The 22413-nt window shown below is 30.0% G+C and carries 19 protein-coding genes; 7 read left to right on the top strand and 12 right to left on the bottom strand.

Going from position 1 to position 22413, the window contains the following annotated elements:
- Positions 1-114: 114 nt before the first annotated feature.
- Positions 115-654: a 1-acyl-sn-glycerol-3-phosphate acyltransferase gene (locus ATE90_RS05400; RefSeq protein ID WP_036786497.1), complete on the bottom strand. Its 540-nt coding sequence runs from the start codon at positions 652-654 to the stop codon at positions 115-117.
- 44 nt (positions 655-698) lie between these two features.
- On the opposite strand from ATE90_RS05400, the gene rmuC reads away from it, so the two are divergent.
- A complete protein-coding gene (rmuC, locus tag ATE90_RS05395; RefSeq protein ID WP_036786498.1) occupies positions 699-2042 on the top strand; it encodes a DNA recombination protein RmuC in 1344 nt (447 codons plus the stop codon).
- On the opposite strand, the gene ATE90_RS05390 is transcribed toward rmuC, so the two are convergent.
- The 3 genes from ATE90_RS05390 to glyA all read right to left on the bottom strand — a co-directional run bounded on the left by ATE90_RS05390 (position 2039) and on the right by glyA (position 6526).
- Positions 2039-3214: a succinylglutamate desuccinylase/aspartoacylase domain-containing protein gene (locus tag ATE90_RS05390; RefSeq protein ID WP_052107549.1), complete on the bottom strand. Its 1176-nt coding sequence runs from the start codon at positions 3212-3214 to the stop codon at positions 2039-2041. The two genes, rmuC and ATE90_RS05390, sit on opposite strands and share 4 nt — an antisense overlap.
- Positions 3214-5100, bottom strand: coding sequence for a CBS domain-containing protein (locus ATE90_RS05385; protein WP_036786501.1), 1887 nt, complete (start codon positions 5098-5100; stop codon positions 3214-3216). The genes ATE90_RS05390 and ATE90_RS05385 overlap by 1 nt, the downstream gene beginning before the upstream one ends.
- Positions 5101-5251: 151 nt before the next feature.
- Positions 5252-6526: a serine hydroxymethyltransferase gene (glyA, locus tag ATE90_RS05380; RefSeq protein ID WP_036786503.1), complete on the bottom strand. Its 1275-nt coding sequence runs from the start codon at positions 6524-6526 to the stop codon at positions 5252-5254.
- A gap of 194 nt (positions 6527-6720) precedes the next feature.
- Between glyA and fahA the strand changes: the two genes are divergently transcribed.
- Complete coding sequence (gene fahA / locus ATE90_RS05375; protein WP_036786505.1) at positions 6721-7998, top strand: fumarylacetoacetase; 1278 nt, start codon at positions 6721-6723, stop codon at positions 7996-7998.
- Positions 7999-8212: 214 nt separating this feature from the next.
- On the opposite strand, the gene ATE90_RS05370 is transcribed toward fahA, so the two are convergent.
- From ATE90_RS05370 to ytxJ, 7 genes are all read right to left on the bottom strand, one after another.
- On the bottom strand, positions 8213-8479 hold the full coding sequence (locus ATE90_RS05370) for a hypothetical protein (protein WP_036786506.1): 267 nt from the start codon (positions 8477-8479) through the stop codon (positions 8213-8215).
- 144 nt (positions 8480-8623) lie between these two features.
- Positions 8624-9592 carry a deoxyhypusine synthase family protein gene (locus tag ATE90_RS05365; RefSeq protein WP_036786508.1) on the bottom strand — a complete coding sequence of 323 codons (969 nt, stop codon included), beginning with the start codon at positions 9590-9592 and terminating at the stop codon, positions 8624-8626.
- 8 nt (positions 9593-9600) lie between these two features.
- Positions 9601-11133: a bifunctional GNAT family N-acetyltransferase/carbon-nitrogen hydrolase family protein gene (locus ATE90_RS05360; RefSeq protein ID WP_101450999.1), complete on the bottom strand. Its 1533-nt coding sequence runs from the start codon at positions 11131-11133 to the stop codon at positions 9601-9603.
- Positions 11134-11139: 6 nt separating this feature from the next.
- The gene (gene speB / locus ATE90_RS05355; protein ID WP_036786512.1) at positions 11140-12078 is read right to left on the bottom strand and encodes an agmatinase; all 939 of its coding nucleotides are present in this window, start codon (positions 12076-12078) and stop codon (positions 11140-11142) included.
- 16 nt (positions 12079-12094) lie between these two features.
- On the bottom strand, positions 12095-13543 hold the full coding sequence (locus ATE90_RS05350; protein WP_101450997.1) for an arginine decarboxylase: 1449 nt from the start codon (positions 13541-13543) through the stop codon (positions 12095-12097).
- A gap of 361 nt (positions 13544-13904) precedes the next feature.
- Positions 13905-15452, bottom strand: coding sequence for a DEAD/DEAH box helicase (locus ATE90_RS05345; RefSeq protein ID WP_036786516.1), 1548 nt, complete (start codon positions 15450-15452; stop codon positions 13905-13907).
- A gap of 59 nt (positions 15453-15511) precedes the next feature.
- Positions 15512-15904: a bacillithiol system redox-active protein YtxJ gene (gene ytxJ / locus ATE90_RS05340; protein WP_036786518.1), complete on the bottom strand. Its 393-nt coding sequence runs from the start codon at positions 15902-15904 to the stop codon at positions 15512-15514.
- Positions 15905-16087: 183 nt separating this feature from the next.
- Here ytxJ and clpB point away from each other — a divergent pair, with 183 nt between their 5' ends.
- Together clpB and ATE90_RS05330 are read left to right on the top strand one after the other, a co-directional pair.
- Positions 16088-18694: an ATP-dependent chaperone ClpB gene (gene clpB, locus ATE90_RS05335; RefSeq protein WP_036786520.1), complete on the top strand. Its 2607-nt coding sequence runs from the start codon at positions 16088-16090 to the stop codon at positions 18692-18694.
- Positions 18695-18780: 86 nt separating this feature from the next.
- On the top strand, positions 18781-19281 hold the full coding sequence (locus tag ATE90_RS05330) for a SixA phosphatase family protein (protein WP_101450995.1): 501 nt from the start codon (positions 18781-18783) through the stop codon (positions 19279-19281).
- A gap of 116 nt (positions 19282-19397) precedes the next feature.
- On the opposite strand, the gene ATE90_RS05325 is transcribed toward ATE90_RS05330, so the two are convergent.
- Positions 19398-20126 carry a DUF6503 family protein gene (locus ATE90_RS05325; RefSeq protein WP_036786523.1) on the bottom strand — a complete coding sequence of 243 codons (729 nt, stop codon included), beginning with the start codon at positions 20124-20126 and terminating at the stop codon, positions 19398-19400.
- 105 nt (positions 20127-20231) lie between these two features.
- On the opposite strand from ATE90_RS05325, the gene smpB reads away from it, so the two are divergent.
- The 3 genes from smpB to ATE90_RS05310 all read left to right on the top strand — a co-directional run bounded on the left by smpB (position 20232) and on the right by ATE90_RS05310 (position 22389).
- Positions 20232-20699 (top strand): SsrA-binding protein SmpB, encoded by a 468-nt coding sequence (smpB, locus tag ATE90_RS05320; protein ID WP_036786525.1) that lies wholly within the window; start codon positions 20232-20234, stop codon positions 20697-20699.
- 10 nt (positions 20700-20709) lie between these two features.
- Positions 20710-21288 carry a Maf family nucleotide pyrophosphatase gene (locus tag ATE90_RS05315; protein ID WP_036786527.1) on the top strand — a complete coding sequence of 193 codons (579 nt, stop codon included), beginning with the start codon at positions 20710-20712 and terminating at the stop codon, positions 21286-21288.
- A 147-nt stretch (positions 21289-21435) separates the two neighbouring features.
- Positions 21436-22389, top strand: a complete 954-nt coding sequence (locus ATE90_RS05310) for a transketolase family protein (RefSeq protein WP_036786529.1) — start codon at positions 21436-21438, stop codon at positions 22387-22389.
- Positions 22390-22413: the final 24 nt, after the last annotated feature.

Here is a 22413-nt window from a genome sequence, read left to right as displayed (position 1 = left end):
TATCTAAAGTTAATATTTCAATCCAACTTTTTTATAATTAAATTCCTTCTTTAAAAATAAACAGAATGGTTTTCTTCGGCATAAAACTAATTTTAGATGAAATATGAAAATTATTTATGACAATTCAGGTTTTTTACCTTTTACGTTTTCGTAAAAAGAATAAAAGAATTTAAAGTCTTTTTCTTGATCATCAGTCGGATAATAAGGTTCCGATATTTTAATCTTCTTATTTTCAAAATCCAAAGTTGCCATAACTATAGGAACCTTTGCTCCTTTTGCTATGAAATAGAAGCCTGTTTTCCACTTTTCCACTTTTTTTCTTGTTCCCTCCGGCGATAACCCAAGAATAAACTTACTCTTGCTATTAAATATTTGCACAATAGCATCTACTAAATTATTACTTTTACTTCTATCTACGGGGGTACCTCCTAATGCTCTAAAGAAAAACCCGAAGGGACCATTAAAAAGAGAATTTTTACCAATAAAATGAATCATAGTACCAGAAGCCATCCTAGCTAAGATGGCAATAGGAAAATCAATCCAACTAGTATGTGGCGCTGCTATAACTACATATTTTTTTATTTCTTTAGAAAAATCTCCTTCTAACTTCCAACCCAAAATACTAAATAAGATAAATCTTGCAAATCCTTTCATTGTGTCTTTTAAAAGTGATAAATTTAAGGACTTAATTTGATATGATGAACGAATTGATTACATACTTCTTAATTGCACTGATTTTTAGCATTATAAGCTTTTTTATTGGGAAACTTTTATCCAAATTAAATTTTGAAAAAGAGAAAACTTTAATAGAAAAAGAGAAATCTACTTTGGAAGAACGGGCTTCATTACTACAACAATCAAAGGATATGGTAGAAAATAACTATATCGAACTTCAAAAAGAGCTTAAGAATAATCAGCAAGAAAAAGAACATTTAATTTCTATAAATACGAGACAAGATTCAGAAAACATAAATTTACAACTAAAGTTAGATGAGCATAAAACCGAAGTTGAAGAATTACAAGAAAAATTTACTAAAGAATTCGAAAATTTAGCAAATAAAATTTTAGAAGAAAAATCGAATAAATTTACAGCACAAAATAAAGAGAACTTAAAAATAATTTTAAATCCATTACAAGAAAAAATTAAAATCTTCGAAGATAAAGTAGATAAAACTCACAAAGAAAGTATTGATTATCATGCAGCTTTACGTCAGCAAATTTTAGGTTTAAAAGAATTAAACCAACAAATGAGTAAAGAAACTCTAAACTTAACAAAAGCGTTAAAAGGAGACAATAAAATGCAAGGAAACTGGGGGGAATTAGTTTTAGAACGTGTTTTAGAAAAGTCTGGATTAGAGAAAGATAGAGAGTATTTTGTGCAGCAAAGCTTTACGAATGATGATGGAAAAAGAGTGTTACCTGATGTAGTAATTCATCTTCCAGATAATAAGAAAATGATTGTCGATTCTAAAGTGTCACTTACTGCGTATGAGCAATTTGTAAATGAAGATGATGATACTTCAAAAGCACAATTTCTAAAAGAACATATAGCCTCTTTAAAGCGACATATAGAGCAATTATCAGAAAAAAAATATGAAGATATTTATCAAATAGAATCTCCAGATTTTGTTTTGTTATTTATCCCTATTGAGCCAGCTTTTGCTGTAGCTATTAATTCTGACAATCATTTATATAATAAAGCTTTTGAGAAAAATATTGTTATCGTTACCCCTTCTACATTATTGGCAACATTAAGAACTATAGATTCTATGTGGAATAACGAAAAGCAGCAAAAAAATGCGATAGAAATTGCAAGACAAGCAGGCGCTCTATATGACAAGTTTCAGGGTCTTTTAAGTGATTTGATTACCATTGGAAAACGAATTGATGATAGTAAAAAGGAATATTCTAATGCAATGAATAAATTAGTAGATGGTAGAGGGAATTTAATTACTAGTATAGAGAAATTGAAGAAAATGGGTGCAAAAGCTAAAAAATCAATTCCAGAAAATATTATTGAAAGAGCAAGTCAAGACGATTAAATAAATTCACTAATTTTTCTATCTCTTTTAATAAAATAAAAATTATCTCCTTTAACCATTTTTTTTCTGTAGCCAAATAAATGGAAAATTTCAATAGCCAAAAACTTGGCTGTTCTCGGGTTTACAATTAAAGTGTAGGCGTTTCTTCTATCTAATTTTACCCCAGGTAAAAGTCTTAGTAATTGGTGAAAATGAAGTTTTCTGGCGACTAAGGAAACTTTTAACCAAAATTTAGAAATTTTTGATATGATAAAAAAACCATCATTTCCTTTTTCTTGATATAACGGCATAAAAATTTTACCTTTAATATTAGAGTGGATTTCCCTTTGATTACTATATGCTAGCAATTCATTTTTTGTAATCTCTTCAAAATTTCTATAACCTTCAATCATTTTGAAATTCTCAAAAGGTTTAATCGTGTATTTATAGTCAATTTTATAAAAATCTTGATCTTCTTTAAAAAGGGATAATGAATGTTTAAAATAGGAATACTTTTTTACTTCTTTCTTATGTATGCATTTTGCGGCCACTAAAGCTAACCATAGAAATGCTACACAATTATCTACAGATACCTCTTTATCATGCTGACCTGCCTCAAAACCTACAGCAATATGACCAAACTCATTAATAAAGGTTAACAATGGCCCGTTTAAATATTCTTCGATTCCTAAAATAGTTGGAATAGAAAAATTTGAAGAATATCTTCTATTATTTAAAGAGTCACTAATAGTAATAAAAGGTTGTGTATCTGAAGATGTAGTATGCAGGTCTAAAAAATAAAAAGGTCCTTTTTCTTTATTTAGAATATCTTTTATAATAAAATATATTTCATTTTGTTCTTCTGATTCAATTTCTAACTCATCTTTTAAATATAATTTTAAAATTTCTTCTTTTGTCCAAATTCTATTTAAATCTACATTTTTAAAACGAATATTTTCCGAAATAGCGTTTATGTTTCCTGCAATTCCATAAAAATTTCCATTCAAGCAAATATTTTCTTCTTCTATTGTTTGAAAGACTTTTAATAGTGCATTTAATCCGGCTCGTTCATTACCATGAATCCCGCCAATTGCAATCACAGTAGGAGTTTGTTTTACACCTTCTACACTGCCTAAAATTCTTTGAACAAAGATTTTTTCATTAAAGGATTCAATCACTATTTGATTAATCATTAATTTTTCTTAATTTTTTCTATTCTCTCTAAATCACTTTTAGTAAAAATACCAACTAATTTATCTTCAGTTATAACTGCAACACAAGTATTCTTTGTGTTTAGAATTAATTCTTTTGATTTCTTGTAAGACATTTCTGGGTGTGCAACATCAAAATCTTTATTCATTATATTTTTAGCAACCATATTTAATACTTTTTTTGATGAAAAATCGAGTTCATCTAATTGTTTTTTCTCAATAACACCAACAATCTTATTCCGTTTATTAACCACTGGAATATGATTGATTTGTTTCCATTCCATTATCTTTAAGGCCAACTTTATTAAATCATTTTCATGAACTACAAAAATACTTGTAGACATTATTTTATATAATTTATTATATTTTTTATCACTTTTATTCTCATAAAGATCAACAGAATCCCATTCTGAAATGACTTTATTTGATATTTGATTTCTATAAATATATTCTGTTAGAATTACATTAGACTCATATTTAGAAACTTTTTCTCTTAATTTTCGTTTGTTTCTAATAATCCATTTACTGCCAGTTGTACTTGTATCAATTCTTTTTTGAATGATTCCTAAATAATAGTTAATTTCAGATTCATTGATCTTTGATTTTAACAAACCCTCTTTTGCCATCGGAATTAAAATATTTTCTAGTAACTTTTTTGCAGAAATTCCTTTATCAAACCAGTTAAAATAAGTATTTATTCCAGTTCTTGCAGCATTTATAAAATTTCCACGAGCATCATAAAAAGACATTTTCTTCCAAATTTTCTGATATTTTTTTGGCATACCTTGCATAACACCTACCCATAAAAGTGCATTTGCTATTTCATCTTTGACACTGGGTCCAGAAGGAATATATCTATTTTCAATTCGCAAATGCGCTGTATTTTCATGAACTCCGTAACACAATCTATTCCATTTATATAAAGTGCCATTATGTAAATTCAGTGCCTTTAGTTTGGGCATAATTCCCTTTTTGACAGACTCTATAGAATTCTCCTCAAATTTTGAAAAAACTAATGGTGGATATCTAGAAATATCGTCTGTAAACAATTCTAAAATCGAATCTTTTACCCAACTATTACCAAAAGAAACTCTAGGTTTTTGCTCTCTAGATATATGAGAAACGTTGCGTAAATCTATACTTTGCTGAAAAAGAGCTATTCTAGTTTCACTCCATAATTCTTTCCCTAATAAAATTGGAGAATTGGTCATAATAGATAGCATTGGTCCTGCAATTGCTTGCGACCAGTTATATTTATCTATTATATCTTCTGGGCTTACTTGTAAATGCACTTGAAAACTAGTATTACAAGCCTCAAATAAGATGGATTCGTGCTTAAGAATCAGTTCATCTATTCCTAGAATATGTAATTTAAAATCATCCCCTCTTATTTTTTTTAAAACTTTATTCAACGTTTTATAACGTTTAAAAGGAGTCACATTTTTAAAGATTAGATCTTTTTTTCTTAATGTAGGTAAGATTCCGGTAAGTATAATTTTATTATTATCAGTTTCTGCGGCAACTTTATACCCTTTTTCCAATAAAGCTATAAGTTGTTTCTCAATATCAGAAAAGCATGTATCCTTTAATTCACAAGGATCTAAATTAATCTCTAAATTAAATAAAGCTAACTCTGTTGTGTAATGAATATCATTAATTTTATTAAGAATTTCTAAAGCATTTGTAGAAGGTCTGTAATCTTTATCTACAATACATAATTCTTGTTCTACTCCTACCCGTTGAATTCCATTTTCAAATAAGTCATTTTTAATCATATACTCTAATGCCTCTATATCATTGAGTAAATGGTGTACAAAATCCTTACGATTTTTTTGTGTTTTAATGGCAGTTACAGCGTGTGAGCCCATAATAATCATATTATACCATTGCGAAGTACAGAAATAATTTTTAAAGTAAATATGATAATTGTCATTACAAAAAAAAACATCAAGAGTTAACTTGATGCTTTTTTAACATATTTTTGATTCAGTAAAATACCTTATAACAAAGTCTTACTTTCTACATAACAAATAATCTTCTTGCACTCATCATTTCAGAAACTCGCTCTCCAATTTCGTTCAACGCATCTTCATTTTCTGCATTTTGTATAGCTTCATCGATAAAATCAACAACAGACTTCATATCTTCTTCTTTTAAACCACGCGTAGTTATAGCAGATGTACCAACACGAATTCCTGAAGTTATAAATGGGCTTTTATCATCAAAAGGAACCATATTTTTATTTACAGTGATAGCTGCTTTTCCTAACGCAATTTCAGCATCTTTACCAGAAATGTTTTTATTACGAAGATCAATTAACATACAATGGTTGTCTGTTCCTCCAGAAATTATTTTATAACCTTTGCTAACAAACTCTTTAGCCATTGCGGCAGCATTTTCTTTTACTTGTATTTGATATTCTAAAAACTCATCTGTTAATGCTTCTCCAAAAGCAATCGCTTTTGCAGCGATCACATGTTCTAACGGACCACCTTGATTACCAGGAAAAACTGCAGAATTAAGTAATGTGGACATTTTTTTTAATTTTCCACTTTTCAAAGTTTCTCCGAAAGGATTTTCAAAATCTTTACCAATCATTATAATCCCTCCTCTTGGTCCGCGTAAGGTCTTATGGGTTGTAGATGTTACAATATGACAATGAGGCAAAGGATCATTTAAAATACCTTTGGCTATTAGACCAGCAGGATGCGAAATATCTGCCAATAAAATAGCACCAACACTATCAGCAATCTTTCTGAAGCGCTTATAATCAATATCTCTAGAATATGCAGAAGCACCGGCAATAATTAACTTTGGCTGCTCTTTAGTTGCTGTTTCTTGAATTTTATCATAATTTAAAACTCCAGTTTCTTTATCAACACCATAAAAAGTTGGATTGTATAATCTGCCTGAAAAATTTACTGAAGAACCATGTGTTAAATGACCTCCATGAGATAAATCGAATCCTAAAATAGTATCTCCTGGTTTTAAACATGCAAAAAATACTGCTGTATTTGCCTGAGAACCAGAATGAGGTTGCACATTTACATACTCTGCACCAAACAATTCTTTAGCTCGGTCAATAGCTATTTGCTCTACAATATCAACAATTTCACAACCTCCATAATATCTTTTTCCCGGATATCCTTCAGCATATTTATTGGTTAAAATAGAACCTTGGGCCAACATCACTTGATCGCTTACAAAATTTTCTGAAGCGATTAACTCTATACCATTTAATTGTCTTTCTTTTTCTTCCTCTATTAGGTCAAAAATTTGATTATCTAATTGCATTGTGGTTGTTTTAAATAAGCATCAAAAGTAACAAAAAACAACTCTTTTAAAAATAAGTTTTTATAAAATTTAATAACTTTTTCATCTTATTCTCAAATTGACTATAAAGTGTTGTTAAAGTTCATTTTTTCATGATTTTTTTATTTAAAATTGCTAAAAAATTATGTAGGTTTGAAAAAACAAAAAAAAAGACAATGATTATAACAGCAAATAATCCCAATAGAAAATCATGGTTAAAAGTTAATGAAGACTCAGATTTTCCAATACAAAACATCCCTTTTGGTGTTTTTATTACTAGAGATGATATTATTACAATTGGCAGTAGAATTGGAAATTTTGCTATAGATTTAGGAGCTTTTCATCAGTTAGGCTATTTCAAAGGTATTCCGTTAACAGATGATATTTTTTTACAAGATAATTTAAATGATTTTATTGCAGATGGTAGAAAAACATGGCGACTTGTGCGAAATAGAATTGCTGAAGTCTTTGATGTTACCAGTGGGGATTTGAGAGACAATGCAGATCATAAAGATAAAATTATCTTTAGAATGGATGAAGTAGAAATGTTATTACCTGTTGCTGTTGGTGATTATACAGATTTCTATGCGAGTAAAGAACACGCCACGAACGTAGGTTCTCTATTTAGAGATCCTGAAAATGCATTATTACCAAATTGGTTGCACATTCCGATTGGATATCACGGTAGAAGTTCTTCTATTATTCCTTCTGGAACACCTGTTAGAAGACCTTATGGCCAAACAAGACCAACTGAAGGAAGTAAAACACCAGGTTTTGGACCTACTACATTATTAGATTTTGAGTTAGAAATGGCTTTTATTACAACGGACGCAAATGCTTTAGGAGATAGAATTCCTATTGAAGAAGCTGAAGAATATATTTTTGGTTTGGTTCAATTTAACGACTGGTCCGCTAGAGACATTCAAGCTTGGGAATATGTGCCTTTAGGGCCATTTTTAGGGAAAAGCTTTGCATCCACTATTTCTCCGTGGATTGTAACTCTAGATGCTTTAGAGCCTTTTAGAGTAGATAATCCTAAACAAGTTCACGAACCTTTACCTTATTTAAAGCAAAAAGGAAAAGGAAGTTATGACATTCATTTACAGGTAGGAATTCAACCAGAAAACGGAGAAGAAACTGTCGTTGCCAATTCTAATTTTAAATACATGTATTGGACTATGGCGCAACAATTAGCGCATCATACAGTAAATGGTTGTCCTATAGAAGCTGGAGATATGATGGGTTCTGGAACTATTTCTGGACCAACAAAAGATAGTTATGGCTCTATGTTAGAGTTAACTTGGAGAGGACAAAATCCTATCAAATTAAAAGACGGAACAGAACGTAAATTTATAAATGATAATGACACCGTCATTATGCGTGCTCATTGCATAAACGATAAAGTACGCATTGGATTTGGTGAATGTGTTGGTAAAGTATTACCTGCTAAATAGTATTTCTGTCTAATTATAAAAATTAAAGCTTCACATAGTTGTGAAGCTTTTTTGTTTTGTCTGAAAAATATTTTTTTGCTTCAGATAGGTAGTTTTAAAAAATAACGTTGAATTATATTATAAAAATTACTATTTATTTTAAATACCCTCGAAACAACATAAAAAAAACTCGGAAATTTTCCCGAACTTCTTTTATTTAAACTTAACAATCATACTACACATCATTTACATCAAAATCATCATTGGCATTAAAAGAATCTTCATCTTCCGCATAATCTTCGATTACTTGTTCTAATTTAGAACTAATTTTCACAAGATACACGGCGTCTTCAGTTTTAACTTCTAACGCTTTTATAGTTTCTGCTTTTGCATTCTTATAGGATATAATATCGCTATAATCATATCCATTAGGATATTTATCTACCAATAAATCTAGTATGTCCGTTGTTAATTTTGCGTATTCTACGATTACTCTTCTCATTTTTTGTTATTTTTTTGATGTCTCCTCGAGCGCAGTCGAAAGGTCTTTACATTCAAACTCTTAAAAAAGAGTTCTCGAAAAATTCCATTTTCTACTTTCCTTAAAATATATTTTAATTTCAGTAATGCTCGAACGGACAAAAATTTACATTTCTAATAAATAAGCAAATATTAATGGAGCAACAATTGTTGCATCACTTTCTATAATAAACTTAGGAGTATCAATATCTAATTTACCCCAAGTAATTTTCTCATTTGGTACAGCTCCAGAGTATGACCCATAACTTGTAGTTGAGTCTGAAATCTGACAGAAATAGCTCCAAAAAGGTGTTTCTGGTTTTTCCATGTCTTGATACAGCATTGGTACAACACAGATTGGAAAATCTCCTGCAATCCCACCTCCTATTTGAAAAAATCCAATTCCGTTTTCTGAATTATCTGTATACCAATCTGCTAAAAACGTCATGTATTCAATCCCAGATTTTACGGTACTTGCTTTTAATTCGCCTTTTAAAACATAGGAAGCAAAAATATTTCCCATAGTTGAATCTTCCCAACCAGGACAAATAATAGGTAGGTTTTTCTCTGCTGCTGCATACATCCAAGAATCTTTTATATCTATTTCATAATACTGTTCTAAAACTCCAGAAAGCAACAATTTGTACATGTATTCGTGTGGTAAATAACGTTCTCCTTTAGCTTCAGCATCTTTCCATATTTTTACAATATGTTCTTGAATTCTTCGAAACGCTTCTTCTTCAGGAATACAAGTATCTGTAACTCTATTTAGTCCTTTTTCTAATAAATCCCATTCATCTTGAGGCGTTAAATCTCTATAATTAGGAACTCGTTTGTAATGAGAATGTGCTACTAAATTCATTACATCTTCCTCTAAATTGGCGCCTGTACAAGAAACAATTTGAACTTTATCTTTACGAATCATTTCTGCAAAAATTTTCCCTAATTCTGCGGTACTCATTGCTCCTGCTAGAGAAACTAACATTTTAGAACCCTTGTTTAATTGTGCTTCATATCCTTTAGCTGCATCTACTAAAGCTGCAGCATTAAAGTGCAAGAAATATTTTTCTATAAAATTTGTAATTGGTTTGTTCATTTTAATATTTATTTTTTAATCTTTTTTAATTCAAAAAGATCTGTTCTTCTATCTTTTAAGTTACGTACACTTCCAAATTGATTTAAATCTTTTAGTAAGTCTAAATCTACATCAGCAATTAAAATCATTTCTGTATTTGTAGTTGCTTCTGCTTTTATTCCATTTGCAGGAAAAGAAAAATCACAAGGTGTAAACACCATCGATTGTGCAAACTGAATGTCCATATTATTTACTTTTGGTAAATTACCAACACTACCAGCAATGGCAACATAACACTCGTTTTCTATAGCTCTTGCTTGTGCACAATGCCTTACTCTAGAATATCCGTTTTGTGTATCCGTTAAAAACGGGATAAATAAAATATCCATTCCTTCTTCTGCCAAAATTCTACTTAATTCAGGAAACTCAGAGTCATAACAAATTAAAACACCAATTTTACCACAATCTGTATCAAAAGTTTTTAATTCATTTCCTCCTTGCATTCCCCAAACTTTAGCTTCATCCGGTGTTACATGTAGTTTTTCATATCTATCTGTGGTTCCATCTCTTTTACAGATATAACCAACATTATATAACAAACCATCTTTTAATTCTGGCATACTACCTGTAATAATATTGATGTTATAGGCAATTGCCAACTCAGAAAATTTCTGAACAATTATAGGGGTATATTTTGCCAATTCTCTAATTGCTTCAGATTCTGGCAAATGGTTATTATCTGCCATTAAAGGTGCATTAAAAAACTCTGGAAACAACGCAAAGTCAGACCTATAAGCAGAAACGGCATCCACAAAATATTCTGCTTGTTGCATTAATTCTTCTAAATCTTTATACAAACGCATTTGCCATTGTATTAAACCTAAACGAACAACTTTTTTCTTTATAACCGCTTTTACAGTTTCTTTCTTATAATAGACATTGTCCCATTCTAATAAAACTGCAAAGTCATTAGAATCTGCGTCTCCTTCTATATAGCCTTTCATCACTTTTGATGGATGAAAATCATTAGAAATTTGAAAGTTTAAAACAGGATCATAAATTTCTTTACGTTTTACCTTTTCTATGTATTCTTTAGGCGAAATTAATTCAGCATGCTTATGATAATTAGGAATTCTACCTCCAAAGGCTATTCCTCTTAAATTCAATTTTTCGCATAATTCTTTTCTATAATCATACAATCTTCTTCCTAAACGTAAACCTCTATATTCAGGTTTTATAAAAACATCAATTCCGTATAAAACATCGCCAACACTACTGTGCGTGCTAAATGTATAATCTCCAGTAATTTCTTTATAGGTATGATGATCATCAAACTTATCATAATCTACCATTAAAGACAAAGCACAACCCGCAAGTTCACCATTAATTTTTATAACAACCTGTCCTTCAGGAAATTTTGTAATTAAAGATTGTATTTGAGATTCTTCCCAATAGGTGTTTTGCATATTAAAATACACCTCAATCATTGCTTGTTTTAACTCTTGATAATCATGAATCGTTAAATACTGCAATTCTATATTTTCTATGTTTTCAATTTTCATCAGAAATTAATAATCATTATCATCATCTTTAAACTTTGATAATTTGCTGAATGCCGCATTAGAATCATCATAATCTTCTTCATCTTCCATTTTTGAAGAAAATTTATAGCTTAACATTTTGTAATACAATTTTGCAGCTAAAAAGTCTGATGATTTTTCTTTTGAATTCGGACAAAGTTCAACCATATCAAAACCAACTACATTACGTTCTGTAAATACTTTTTTTAAGAATTCTAATGTTTCATAGTATAATAAACCTCCTGGTTCTGGAGTTCCTGTACTCGGCATAATTGATGGATCTAACGCATCTAAATCAAACGTAATAAATACATTTCCAGTAAGTTGATCTAAAACATCATCCATCCAGTATTCATTTACTGCCATATCATGTGCAAAAAATACTTTATCAAGATTCATTACTCTTTTCTCAGAAACATCCATACTTCTAATACCAACTTGTACTAAATTAGTATTCTCATTCGCTTCATAAACTGCACAAGCATGATTGCAAGAAGAGCCTTCATATTCTTTTCTTAAATCTGCATGCGCATCTATATGTAATACAGAGATATTATTAAAACATTCATTAAATGCTCTAATGGTTCCTATAGAAACAGAATGCTCTCCACCAAAAATAGTTACAAACTTATTTCTATTGATATATTTTTTAGTTTCTTGATGAACAACTTCTACCATTGCTTCTGGTGAAGATTTTTCTGTAATAGCATCTGCTAAATACACACCTTCTCTGTACACTTCAGAATCTGTTTCAATGTCATATAATTCCATATTTTCTGATGCATCTAAAAAAGCTTGCGGCCCTTTATCTGCTCCTTTTTGCCAAGTACTTGTTCCATCATAAGGAACTGGAATTAACACTATTTTTGAAGTTGACAGGTTTCCATATTCTTGTGGAATTCCTGCATATGTTTTATTTATTGTCATTTTATTTTTTGAAGTATTATTCTACTTCTTGTTTTGTTAATACTTTTGTATTTATTTCTTTTGTAACTGTTTCTGCATATCCTAAAATGGAAAGTAATTCGCTACTTTTTTGTTGGTCTTTAAATATTCTTGTAGTGATATTACCCTTTTCATCTTTGTCTATAATTAAATGTTTTGGATGCGGAATTAAACAGTGTTGTAATCCACCAAAACCACCAATAGATTCTTGATACGCGCCTGTATTAAAAAAGCCAATATATAATGGTTTATCTTTCTCATAAACAGGTAAATAGATTCCGTTTACATGTTGTTCTGAGTTGTAATAATCATCACTATCACAAGTTAAACCACCTAATAATACACGTTCGTATCTATGATTCCATTTATTAATCGGTAACATAATAAAGCGCTTATTAATAGCCCAAGAATCTGGTAAAGTAGTTATAAATGAAGAGTTTATCATGTTCCAACGTTCTCTATCATTTTGTTTTTTCTGATATAAAACTTCATAAATAGCTGCCCCAGACTCTCCAACAGTAAAGCTTCCAAATTCAGTAAAAATATTTGGTACATCTACACCAGCATCTTTACATGTTTCGTTAATTTGAGTTACAATTTCGTCGATCATATATTGATAATCATACTCAAAAGCTAGCGAGTTTTTTATAGGAAAACCACCACCAATATTTAAGCTATCTAAAGTCGGACATACTTTTTTCAGGTTGATGTACACCGTTAAACATTTCATTAATTCGTTCCAATAATATGCATTGTCTTTAATACCAGTATTGATAAAAAAGTGTAGCATTTTTAAATCTACTTGTTTGTTATCAGCTATTTCACGCTCATAAAAAGAAACGATGTTTTTGTAACCAATACCCAATCTAGAAGTGTAAAACTCAAATTTTGGTTCTTCTTCTGAAGCAATTCTAATTCCTACATTTAATTTTTCATCTGTTTCATTCATTAAAAGATTTAATTCTTCATAATTATCTATAATTGGAACACAGTTTTTATGACCAGAATTAATTAATTCTCCAATATTTTTAATGTATTGATCTCGTTTAAATCCGTTACAGATAACAAAAGTGGTATCTTTTATTTTACCTTCTTTCTTTAAATTATTTACAATATCAATATCGAAAGCTGAAGAAGTTTCTATATGAATATCATTTTTTAGCGCTTCATTTAAAACATGTTTAAAATGAGAGCTTTTTGTACAATAACTATAATAATATTTTCCTTTATAGTCATGTTTTTCCATACTATTTTGAAACCATCCTTTTGCTTTATTGATGTTTTCTGATATTTTTGGTAAGTAGGTAAATTTTAATGGTGCTCCATATTTTGCTGCTAATTCCATTAAGTTGATACCATGCCAAAAAAGTTTATTATTTTCTATTTTAAATTCTTCCTGAGGAAAATCGAAAGTTTGTTCGATTAAATCTATATATTTTGTGTTCACTTTTATTTTTAAATTTATTATATGATAAAACTGCCCAAACTAAAACATTATGAATGTTTTAGGATAGAAATTATGATTCTAGAAAAGAATTTTTATCACTGTAATATTTGTAAGTAAACTACATGCAACTTTGAGAAAAGATGCAATTTTTTCAGAATTGAAAATGGAGATACCTTAATTTTTTCGTTGCATTTCCAAAATGCCATGTAACCATCATTCTCCGATTGAGAGTTATTTCCGAAATAAGAAAAACCTAACATTTCACTTAAATAAGTTAGTCAAATGTAAATTATTTTTTAATACAAAAAACAAAAGTAGAAAATAAATGAAAATATTTTTACTTTTAGCTTACCAAAACGATTTAATCCTCAGGTGGATAACCATATATTTCTTCAAACATTTCATCAAAATTAGAACGTAGAAAGGCATTTAACTTTTTTCGGTAATCATCTTTTAACCACGTAACGAAGTTGTGCGTACTTTTAGAAATACATTTTGCATATCTGTTTATTCTGTCATCTATCTCCTCGCCCAGTTTCTTGGCTAAAATTAAAGCATCAAATACATCTTCACTGTTTTCAATACACATTTTTGCATGGTGCTCTATAGACTTCTCTAAAACTCTTTTAGAAGATTCTCCTGCCCTAATAGTATCTATATACACGTGTTTCATATCAAAATATGTGTCCTGAGAATTAGCAAATTCTTTTTTAACATCTGCTGGTAATTCATATCTAAAAGTACTTTCAATATCCTCATCAGAAAGAATTGCATTTAGATAATAATCAGGAGCTCTAAACATTTTTTGCCAATCTAAATCTGCACCCCAAGGTCCAAATCTGTGAAAATTGTTACCTAAATCAATAACTTCAAAAGTATTCTTTTTACTATATATTCTAGAACCACGACCAATCATCTGATAATATAATGTAAGAGATTTTGTTGCTCTATTTAAAATAATAGCCTCAATACTCGGTTCATCAAAACCTGTTGTTAAAATACTTACAGAAGTGATAATGGCATTCGGTGTTTTATGAAACCATTTTAAAATAAAATCGCGTTCTTTTCTTGTATTAGTATTGTCTAAATGAGCAATAGGGTAACCCGCTTTTTTAAAAGCGTGATACACCTGAATAGAAGTATTAATACCATTATTAAAAATTAAAGTCTTTTTTCCTTTTGCCGTTTCTTCATATGCAGAAACCAATTTAGAAAGCATATCTGAATTAGTATACAAATCTTCTGATGATTTAACCGTATAATCGCCATTTGCACCGACTTCTAAAGAAGTTAATCCTACATTATATGAATATAGGTTAGCACTTGCTAAATATTCATTATCAATTAAATGCTGAATAGATTCTCCCACAAACAACTCTTGATAGTTCTCATACATAGGCAATTTCACATTAGAACTTAATGGAGTTGCTGTAACACCTAATATGAAAGATTTATCAAAAAACTTAAAAATTTTAGTAAATGAATTGTAATGTGCCTCATCCACAATGACTAAACCTATATCGGAAATATCTAGTTTTTCATCATTTAAACGATTCTTTAAAGTCTCAACCATTGCAACAAAACAACTGTATTCATCTTGGTCATCTAACTTTGCTGTACTGTTTATGATTTTGTTGTTAACACCGAACTCGTCTAACATTTTAGACGTTTGTTTGCTCAACTCTATTCTGTGTGTTAAGACTAAAACCTTCTTTTTAAACTTTTCTAAATAACGCCTAACAATTTCTGAAAAAATAACTGTTTTTCCACCTCCAGTTGGCAACTGATATAACAGATGATAATCTTGAGGAGCATCTTCAAACCTTCTAAAGATTTCCTGAAGAGCGTCTTTTTGATATCCGTATAATTGTTTACCTACTTTTTTTTCTGAAGTGCTTATTTCTGCCAAAGGAATATAAATTTGAGATACAAAAATAAGACTTAAAATAGGTTTTTCACGAATTTAAACTATATAAATCTTGTTAAATTAATTTGAGTAATATCATTATGCGAGACAGCATGCACGGAAACTTCATTTTTAATAACCAATAATTGAGGAGATTGATGTATTACTTGAAAGGTATATCCTACTTCATCAGACACATTCCTGTAGTTTAACAAGTCTAAATAATATACTTTTAAGTACTGATGATTTTCTTGAAACAAACCTTCAAATTGTTTGATAACCATTTTACTAATTCCACAACGAGTGGAATGTTTAAAAATAAGTATAGATTCAGTTTTAGATTGTTTCTTTATTGTATCTAGCTGCTCTAAAGAGGACAATGGTATCCATTTTAAATAAGATACTTTTTCTTTTTGAGGTACTTTACTACCAAATAAACTGTTGAATACGCCCATGTTTTTTTTTATGAATACAAATGTAAGAAACTTTTATGTGTCAAAAAGTCAGTTTTCTTAAGATTTAACAAGACAAAATGACTTTATTTTTTTCGTTTTAGTTGATGGTATTAAAGTTGATTCATTTATTATGAAAATTAAATTGTAAATCCTTTGAAAAAGGGAATCAAAAAACAAAAGAAAATGAACTTGAACAATTACACCACAAAATCACAAGAAACCATACAGATGGCGCAGCAAATTGCCCAAAGTTTTGGCCATAATCAAATAGAAAATGAACATTTTTTTAAAGCATTAACTCAAATTGATAAAAATGTATTACCTTTTTTATTGAAGAAATTAAACATTAATAGTATTGTTGTTGACCAAATTTTAGATAAACAATTAGAAAGTTTACCTAAAGTTTCTGGCGCAGAATTAATGATCTCCAGAGAAGCAGGTAAAACTTTAACAGAAGCAGCTATTATTGCTAAAAAGATGAAAGATGATTATGTTTCAATAGAACATTTAATCTTAGCTATTTTTAAATCCAAAAGTAATATTGCTCAAGTTTTGAAAGACCAAGGAGTTACAGAGAAACATTTACTAGCAGCCATTGAAGAATTACGAAAAGGTGAAAGAGTTACTTCTCAAAGCCAAGAAGAAACCTATAATTCTTTAAATAAATACGCCAAAAACTTAAATAAATTAGCCGAAGATGGCAAATTAGACCCTGTAATTGGTAGAGATGAAGAAATACGTAGATTATTACAAATTTTATCACGGAGAACGAAAAATAACCCAATTTTAGTTGGGGAACCTGGAACAGGAAAAACAGCGATTGCAGAAGGTTTAGCGCACAGAATTGTAGATGGGGATGTCCCAGAAAACCTGAAAGACAAGCTTATTTTCTCTTTAGATATGGGAGCCTTAATTGCTGGTGCAAAATATAAAGGAGAATTTGAAGAACGTTTAAAAGCGGTTATAAATGAAGTAACAACATCTGCTGGAGATATTGTACTCTTTATTGATGAGATTCATACGCTTGTTGGTGCTGGAGGAGGTCAAGGAGCAATGGACGCGGCAAACATTTTAAAGCCAGCTTTAGCTCGTGGAGAATTAAGGGCAATTGGGGCAACCACTTTAGATGAATATCAAAAACACTTTGAAAAAGATAAAGCTTTAGAAAGACGTTTTCAGAAAATTATTGTGAATGAGCCCGATACTGAAAGCGCTATTTCTATTTTAAGAGGAATTAAAGAAAAATATGAAACTCATCATAAAGTTCGTATTAAAGATGAGGCCATTATTGGCGCTGTAGAATTATCTCAACGTTATATTTCCAATCGTTTTTTACCTGATAAAGCTATTGACTTAATGGATGAAGCCATGGCAAAACTTCGAATGGAAATCAATTCTAAACCAGAAGAATTAGATGTATTAGATAGAAAAGTAATGCAGTTAGAGATAGAAATTGAAGCCATTAAGCGTGAAAAAGACGAAGTGAAATTAAAATCTTTACGTTCAGATTTAGCAAATTTGAAAGAGGAACGTAATGAAATGAGTGCCAAATGGAAGTCTGAGAAAGAAGTTGTAGATAACATCCAAAACGCAAAATTAGTCATTGAAAATTTTAAAATTGAAGCAGAAAAGGCCGAGCGCGAGGGTGATTATGGAAAAGTTGCAGAGATACGATATGGTAAAATTAAAACTGCACAAGAAAATTTAGAACAACTGCAAAAAGATTTACAAGAAAACCAATCAGAAAGTTCTTTAATAAAAGAAGAAGTAACTTATGAAGATATAGCTGAAGTTGTTGCAAAATGGACAGGAGTTCCTGTGACGAAAATGATTCAGTCAGAACGTGAAAAATTATTAAAATTAGAAGATCAATTACATAAAAGAGTTGTTGGACAAGAAGAAGCAATTATTGCAGTTTCTGATGCTGTAAGAAGATCTAGAGCAGGATTGCAAAACCCTAGTAAGCCAATTGGTTCTTTCTTATTTTTAGGAACAACTGGAGTTGGAAAGACAGAATTAGCAAAAGCTTTAGCTTCTTATTTATTTGATGATGAAAATGCCATGACAAGAATTGATATGAGTGAATATCAAGAACGCCATTCTGTGAGTAGGCTAATTGGTGCTCCTCCGGGATACGTGGGTTTTGATGAGGGCGGACAATTAACAGAAGCTGTAAGAAGAAGACCTTATTCTGTGGTACTTTTAGATGAAATTGAAAAAGCACATCCAGACACTTTTAATGTACTATTACAAGTTTTAGATGAAGGAAGATTAACCGATAACAAAGGACGTGTAGCTGATTTTAAGAATACCATTATTATTATGACTTCAAATATGGGAAGTCATATAATTCAGGAAAAATTTAGTGATCCAAAAGCTGATCTAGAATCTATAACTGAGTTGGCAAAAGTTGAAGTTTTAGGATTGTTAAAACAATCGGTAAGACCAGAATTTTTAAATAGAATTGATGATATAATTATGTTTACACCACTTACAAAAAGTGATATTTTTGAAATAGTTAAATTACAATTAGCTCATTTAAAGAAAATGATTGGCAAACAAGATATCTATATAGATGCCACAGATGAGGCTATTGAATATTTGGCTAGAAAAGGATATCAACCAGAGTTTGGAGCTAGACCCGTAAAAAGAGTAATTCAGAAGGAAGTATTAAATCAACTTTCAAAAGATATTTTATCGGGAAAAGTAACGACAGATAATATTATTCTTTTAGATGCTTTTGATGATCAATTGGTTTTTAGAAATCAGTCAGATTTGGTTCAGAATTAATCATAAAAATTTAGTTATTCTTAAAAGCGGTATTTGAAAAATACCGCTTTTTCTTTTTTAGTATATTTGGAGTGAAAAATATTATCATGAAAAAATTCCTTATCCTATTTATTTTTATATTTAGTTCATTAATTTCTTGTACCTCAGAAGAAACTAAAACTACGTATTATCTAATTAGGCATGCAGAAAAAGACAGAACAGATGCAGCTAATAAAGACCCAAATTTGAATAGAAAAGGTTTAGAGAGAGCAGAAAGATGGGCTGATTATTTTGAAAAAATTAATTTAAATGCTATCTACTCTACAAATTACCACAGAACAATGCAAACCGCTGAACCCACGGCTAAAAGCAAACAATTAGCCATTAATAATTATGACCCAAGAGATATGTACGATTCAATATTTCAAAATAATACAGCAGGAAAAACAGTTTTAGTTGTGGGTCATAGCAATACAACTCCAATTTTTGTAAATAACATTTTAGGAGAAGAAAAGCATAAAAACATGGATGATCATGACAATGCTAGTCTATACATTGTAACTATTACTGACGGTAAAAAAATGAGTAAAATAGAGAAAGTTGAATAACGTATTTTAGAAATTGTGTGAAATTTATTTTTATATCAAATTTGTATCAAAATACTTTTTATAAAATGAATAGATAAAAATTTTTCATTCTCCAAAAATTACCACAGCTAACAACTTTAGTTTAAAATATCAACTTTAATATCTTCCAAAATAATCTCAGAAACTTTTTTAAGCTGATTTTCTTCAAAAGCTTGATCAATATCAATTAAGGAAATTGAGTTATTTAATGGTTTATAATTATCATAATCTACAAAACGAATTCCTTTTTTATTGCTTTGCTCCTTTAAAGCTCTAAAACGTTTCCCTCCTCCATTTGTATGATAAGCGTACGCTAAGTAATCAATTAAAAAATCCTCTTTACCAATCCAGTAAATAAATACATCTTCAAAGTCTTCTCCTCCTCCATCTTCAGAAAATGTGATTTCAACTTTGTAATATTCTTTCCCTTTTATTGTTGATGAAGGCAAACGTTTTGCATGAACCGCTTTATCATCCAGTCCAAAAGGAAGTACGGAAAAATAATGCACAGAATTAACGGAATTAGCATACTTTAAAGCCATTGAATCTGCAACCTTAATCTCCACTCCTTCAGCGAATCTTGTAAAATTATTATTACTTAAAATATCCTTAATCGAATCAAAACTTCTAGTTAAATTAAAAAGTCCCTTGTTTCTTTTTGCACTATATTTTTTATCTCTAAATTTGAAGGCAATATTAGCGTTAGAAACCTTATTTGCTCCCGAATTTATGATACAATTATCTATGATGTCCTGAGCAGTATACTCCTTTTTTGAAGCCTTGCATGAAATAATGAAAAGTGCTAAAAGTATATAGAAGTATTTCATTCTGTGTTTTTTTAAGTTATTCAATAGTTGAAGTACAATATTACACTTCTTTATCTTAACCAAAAATGTATATTTGTAAAAATAATTTTAAAACTAAATCAGTCAATGACTGTTCAGAAAAAGATAAATATACAGAATAAAAAAGCACGTTTTGAATTTGAAATTCTAGACAAATTAGTTGCTGGAATTCAATTAACGGGAACAGAAATTAAATCAATAAGATTAAGTCAGGCTAGAATTACAGAAAGTTTTTGTGAATTTAATGAACGTGGAGAATTGTTTATTGTGAATATGTATATCCAAGAATATATGTTTGGTCATCATTTTAATCACAAACCAAAAAGTGAACGTAGATTGCTTTTAAATAAACGAGAATTAAGAAGTTTACGAAAAGATGTTGAAGCCAAAGGAAATACGATTGTTCCTTTACGTTTGTTTATAAATGATAGAGGTTTTGCTAAATTAGAAATTGCATTAGCTAAAGGAAAGCAAACACACGATAAGCGTGAAGTTCTTAAAGACCGAGATAACAAAAGGGATTTAGCCAGGATTAAAAAGAGTTTCAATTCGTAATTAATTCCTGATGTTAAGAGAAAAATTAAAAGATTATAATGTAATTTTAGCTTCTGGCTCTCCAAGAAGACAGGAATTCTTTAAAGATTTGAATATTGATTTTACAATTGAACTGAAAGAAGTTGCAGAAGTATATCCAAAAGAGTTAAAAGGTTGCGAAATCACTGATTTTTTGGCTGATTTAAAATCAAAGGCATTTACAAACTTATCAGAAAACGATTTATTAATTACTTCTGATACTATTGTTTGGCTGGATGGTAAAGCTTTAGGTAAACCAAAAAATGCAGCAGATGCATTTAGCATGTTAAGCGCTTTATCAGGAAAAAAACATGAAGTAATTACTTCAATAAGTATTAAAAGTAAATATTTTCAAAAGATAATTAGCGATACAACCATTGTTTCTTTTAACAATATTACTGATGAAGAAATTAATTATTACATAAAAAACTACAAACCTTTTGACAAAGCTGGTGCCTACGGAATTCAGGAATGGATTGGCCTTATAGGTATTAATAACATAGAAGGAAGTTATTTTAATGTAGTAGGATTGCCCGTTCATAAACTTTATAAAGAATTGATGAACTTGTAAATTCTCATCATATTTGGTTTAAAAAATTTAAATCTTGGACTTCCTCACATTATGTTAAAAAGTCTTTTTTCTAATCTCGCTTTTCTCTTCTTTAAAGGGAAATAAAAGTTTATTTTTACGCAAATTTTACAACACAATAAGTTTACAATGAAAAAATATACATACACAGAGAAAAAAGATACACGTTCTGGTTTTGGTGATGGTTTAACTGAATTAGGAAGAACAAATCCAAACGTAGTTGCTCTATGTGCAGATTTAATTGGTTCTTTAAAAATGGATCAATTTATTAAAGAAAATCCAGAAAGGTTTTTCCAAATTGGAATTGCAGAAGCAAATATGATTGGTATAGCTGCTGGTTTAACCATTGGAGGTAAAATACCTTTTACAGGAACGTTTGCCAACTTTTCCACTGGTAGAGTTTATGATCAAATACGCCAATCCGTTGCATACTCTGGAAAAAATGTAAAAATTTGTGCTTCACATGCAGGTGTTACTTTAGGAGAAGACGGAGCAACACACCAAATTTTAGAAGATATTGGTTTGATGAAAATGTTACCAGGAATGACTGTCATAAATCCTTGTGATTATAATCAAACAAAAGCAGCTACTATAGCAATTGCAGATTTCGACGGACCAGTATACTTGCGCTTTGGACGCCCAAAAGTTCCTGTATTTATGCCAGAAGATGCAAAATTTGAAATTGGAAAAGGAATTCAATTAACAGAAGGAACAGATGTAACTATCGTTGCAACTGGTCATTTAGTTTGGGAATCCTTGCAAGCAGCTGAACAATTAGAGGCTGAAGGAATTTCTGTTGACGTTATAAACATTCATACAATTAAACCTTTAGATGAAGAAATTATCTTAAAGTCTGTTGCAAAAACAGGTTGTATTGTTACCGCTGAAGAACATAATAAGCTAGGTGGTTTAGGAGAAAGTGTTTCTAGAACCTTAGCTTTAAACAATCCAACTCCACAAGAATTTGTTGCTACTAATGACACTTTTGGAGAATCTGGAACTCCAGCTCAATTAATGGCGAAATATGGTTTAGATGCGGCAGCAGTTTTAAAAGCTGTAAAAAAAGTAATTTCGAGAAAATAAGAACGTTTTCATTTTAAAAAGTGT

Origin of the sequence: Polaribacter sp. Hel1_33_96 (assembly GCF_002846595.1) — a bacterium.
Taxonomy (GTDB): Bacteria; Bacteroidota; Bacteroidia; order Flavobacteriales; family Flavobacteriaceae; genus Polaribacter.
The sequence above is the reverse complement of the archived record's forward strand: the minus strand, read 5'-3'. Positions and strand labels throughout refer to the sequence as shown.

Bases quoted from the DNA above. Each gene is read 5' to 3' on its own strand.
- ATE90_RS05400 (WP_036786497.1), bottom strand. From the start codon at position 654: ATGAAAGGATTTGCAAGATTTATCTTATTTAGTATTTTGGGTTGGAAG.
- rmuC (WP_036786498.1), top strand. From the start codon at position 699: ATGAACGAATTGATTACATACTTCTTAATTGCACTGATTTTTAGCATT.
- ATE90_RS05390 (WP_052107549.1), bottom strand. From the start codon at position 3,214: ATGATTAATCAAATAGTGATTGAATCCTTTAATGAAAAAATCTTTGTT.
- ATE90_RS05385 (WP_036786501.1), bottom strand. From the start codon at position 5,100: ATGGGCTCACACGCTGTAACTGCCATTAAAACACAAAAAAATCGTAAG.
- glyA (WP_036786503.1), bottom strand. From the start codon at position 6,526: ATGCAATTAGATAATCAAATTTTTGACCTAATAGAGGAAGAAAAAGAA.
- fahA (WP_036786505.1), top strand. From the start codon at position 6,721: ATGATTATAACAGCAAATAATCCCAATAGAAAATCATGGTTAAAAGTT.
- ATE90_RS05370 (WP_036786506.1), bottom strand. From the start codon at position 8,479: ATGAGAAGAGTAATCGTAGAATACGCAAAATTAACAACGGACATACTA.
- ATE90_RS05365 (WP_036786508.1), bottom strand. From the start codon at position 9,592: ATGAACAAACCAATTACAAATTTTATAGAAAAATATTTCTTGCACTTT.
- ATE90_RS05360 (WP_101450999.1), bottom strand. From the start codon at position 11,133: ATGAAAATTGAAAACATAGAAAATATAGAATTGCAGTATTTAACGATT.
- speB (WP_036786512.1), bottom strand. From the start codon at position 12,078: ATGACAATAAATAAAACATATGCAGGAATTCCACAAGAATATGGAAAC.
- ytxJ (WP_036786518.1), bottom strand. From the start codon at position 15,904: ATGGGCGTATTCAACAGTTTATTTGGTAGTAAAGTACCTCAAAAAGAA.
- clpB (WP_036786520.1), top strand. From the start codon at position 16,088: ATGAACTTGAACAATTACACCACAAAATCACAAGAAACCATACAGATG.
- ATE90_RS05330 (WP_101450995.1), top strand. From the start codon at position 18,781: ATGAAAAAATTCCTTATCCTATTTATTTTTATATTTAGTTCATTAATT.
- ATE90_RS05325 (WP_036786523.1), bottom strand. From the start codon at position 20,126: ATGAAATACTTCTATATACTTTTAGCACTTTTCATTATTTCATGCAAG.
- smpB (WP_036786525.1), top strand. From the start codon at position 20,232: ATGACTGTTCAGAAAAAGATAAATATACAGAATAAAAAAGCACGTTTT.
- ATE90_RS05315 (WP_036786527.1), top strand. From the start codon at position 20,710: ATGTTAAGAGAAAAATTAAAAGATTATAATGTAATTTTAGCTTCTGGC.
- ATE90_RS05310 (WP_036786529.1), top strand. From the start codon at position 21,436: ATGAAAAAATATACATACACAGAGAAAAAAGATACACGTTCTGGTTTT.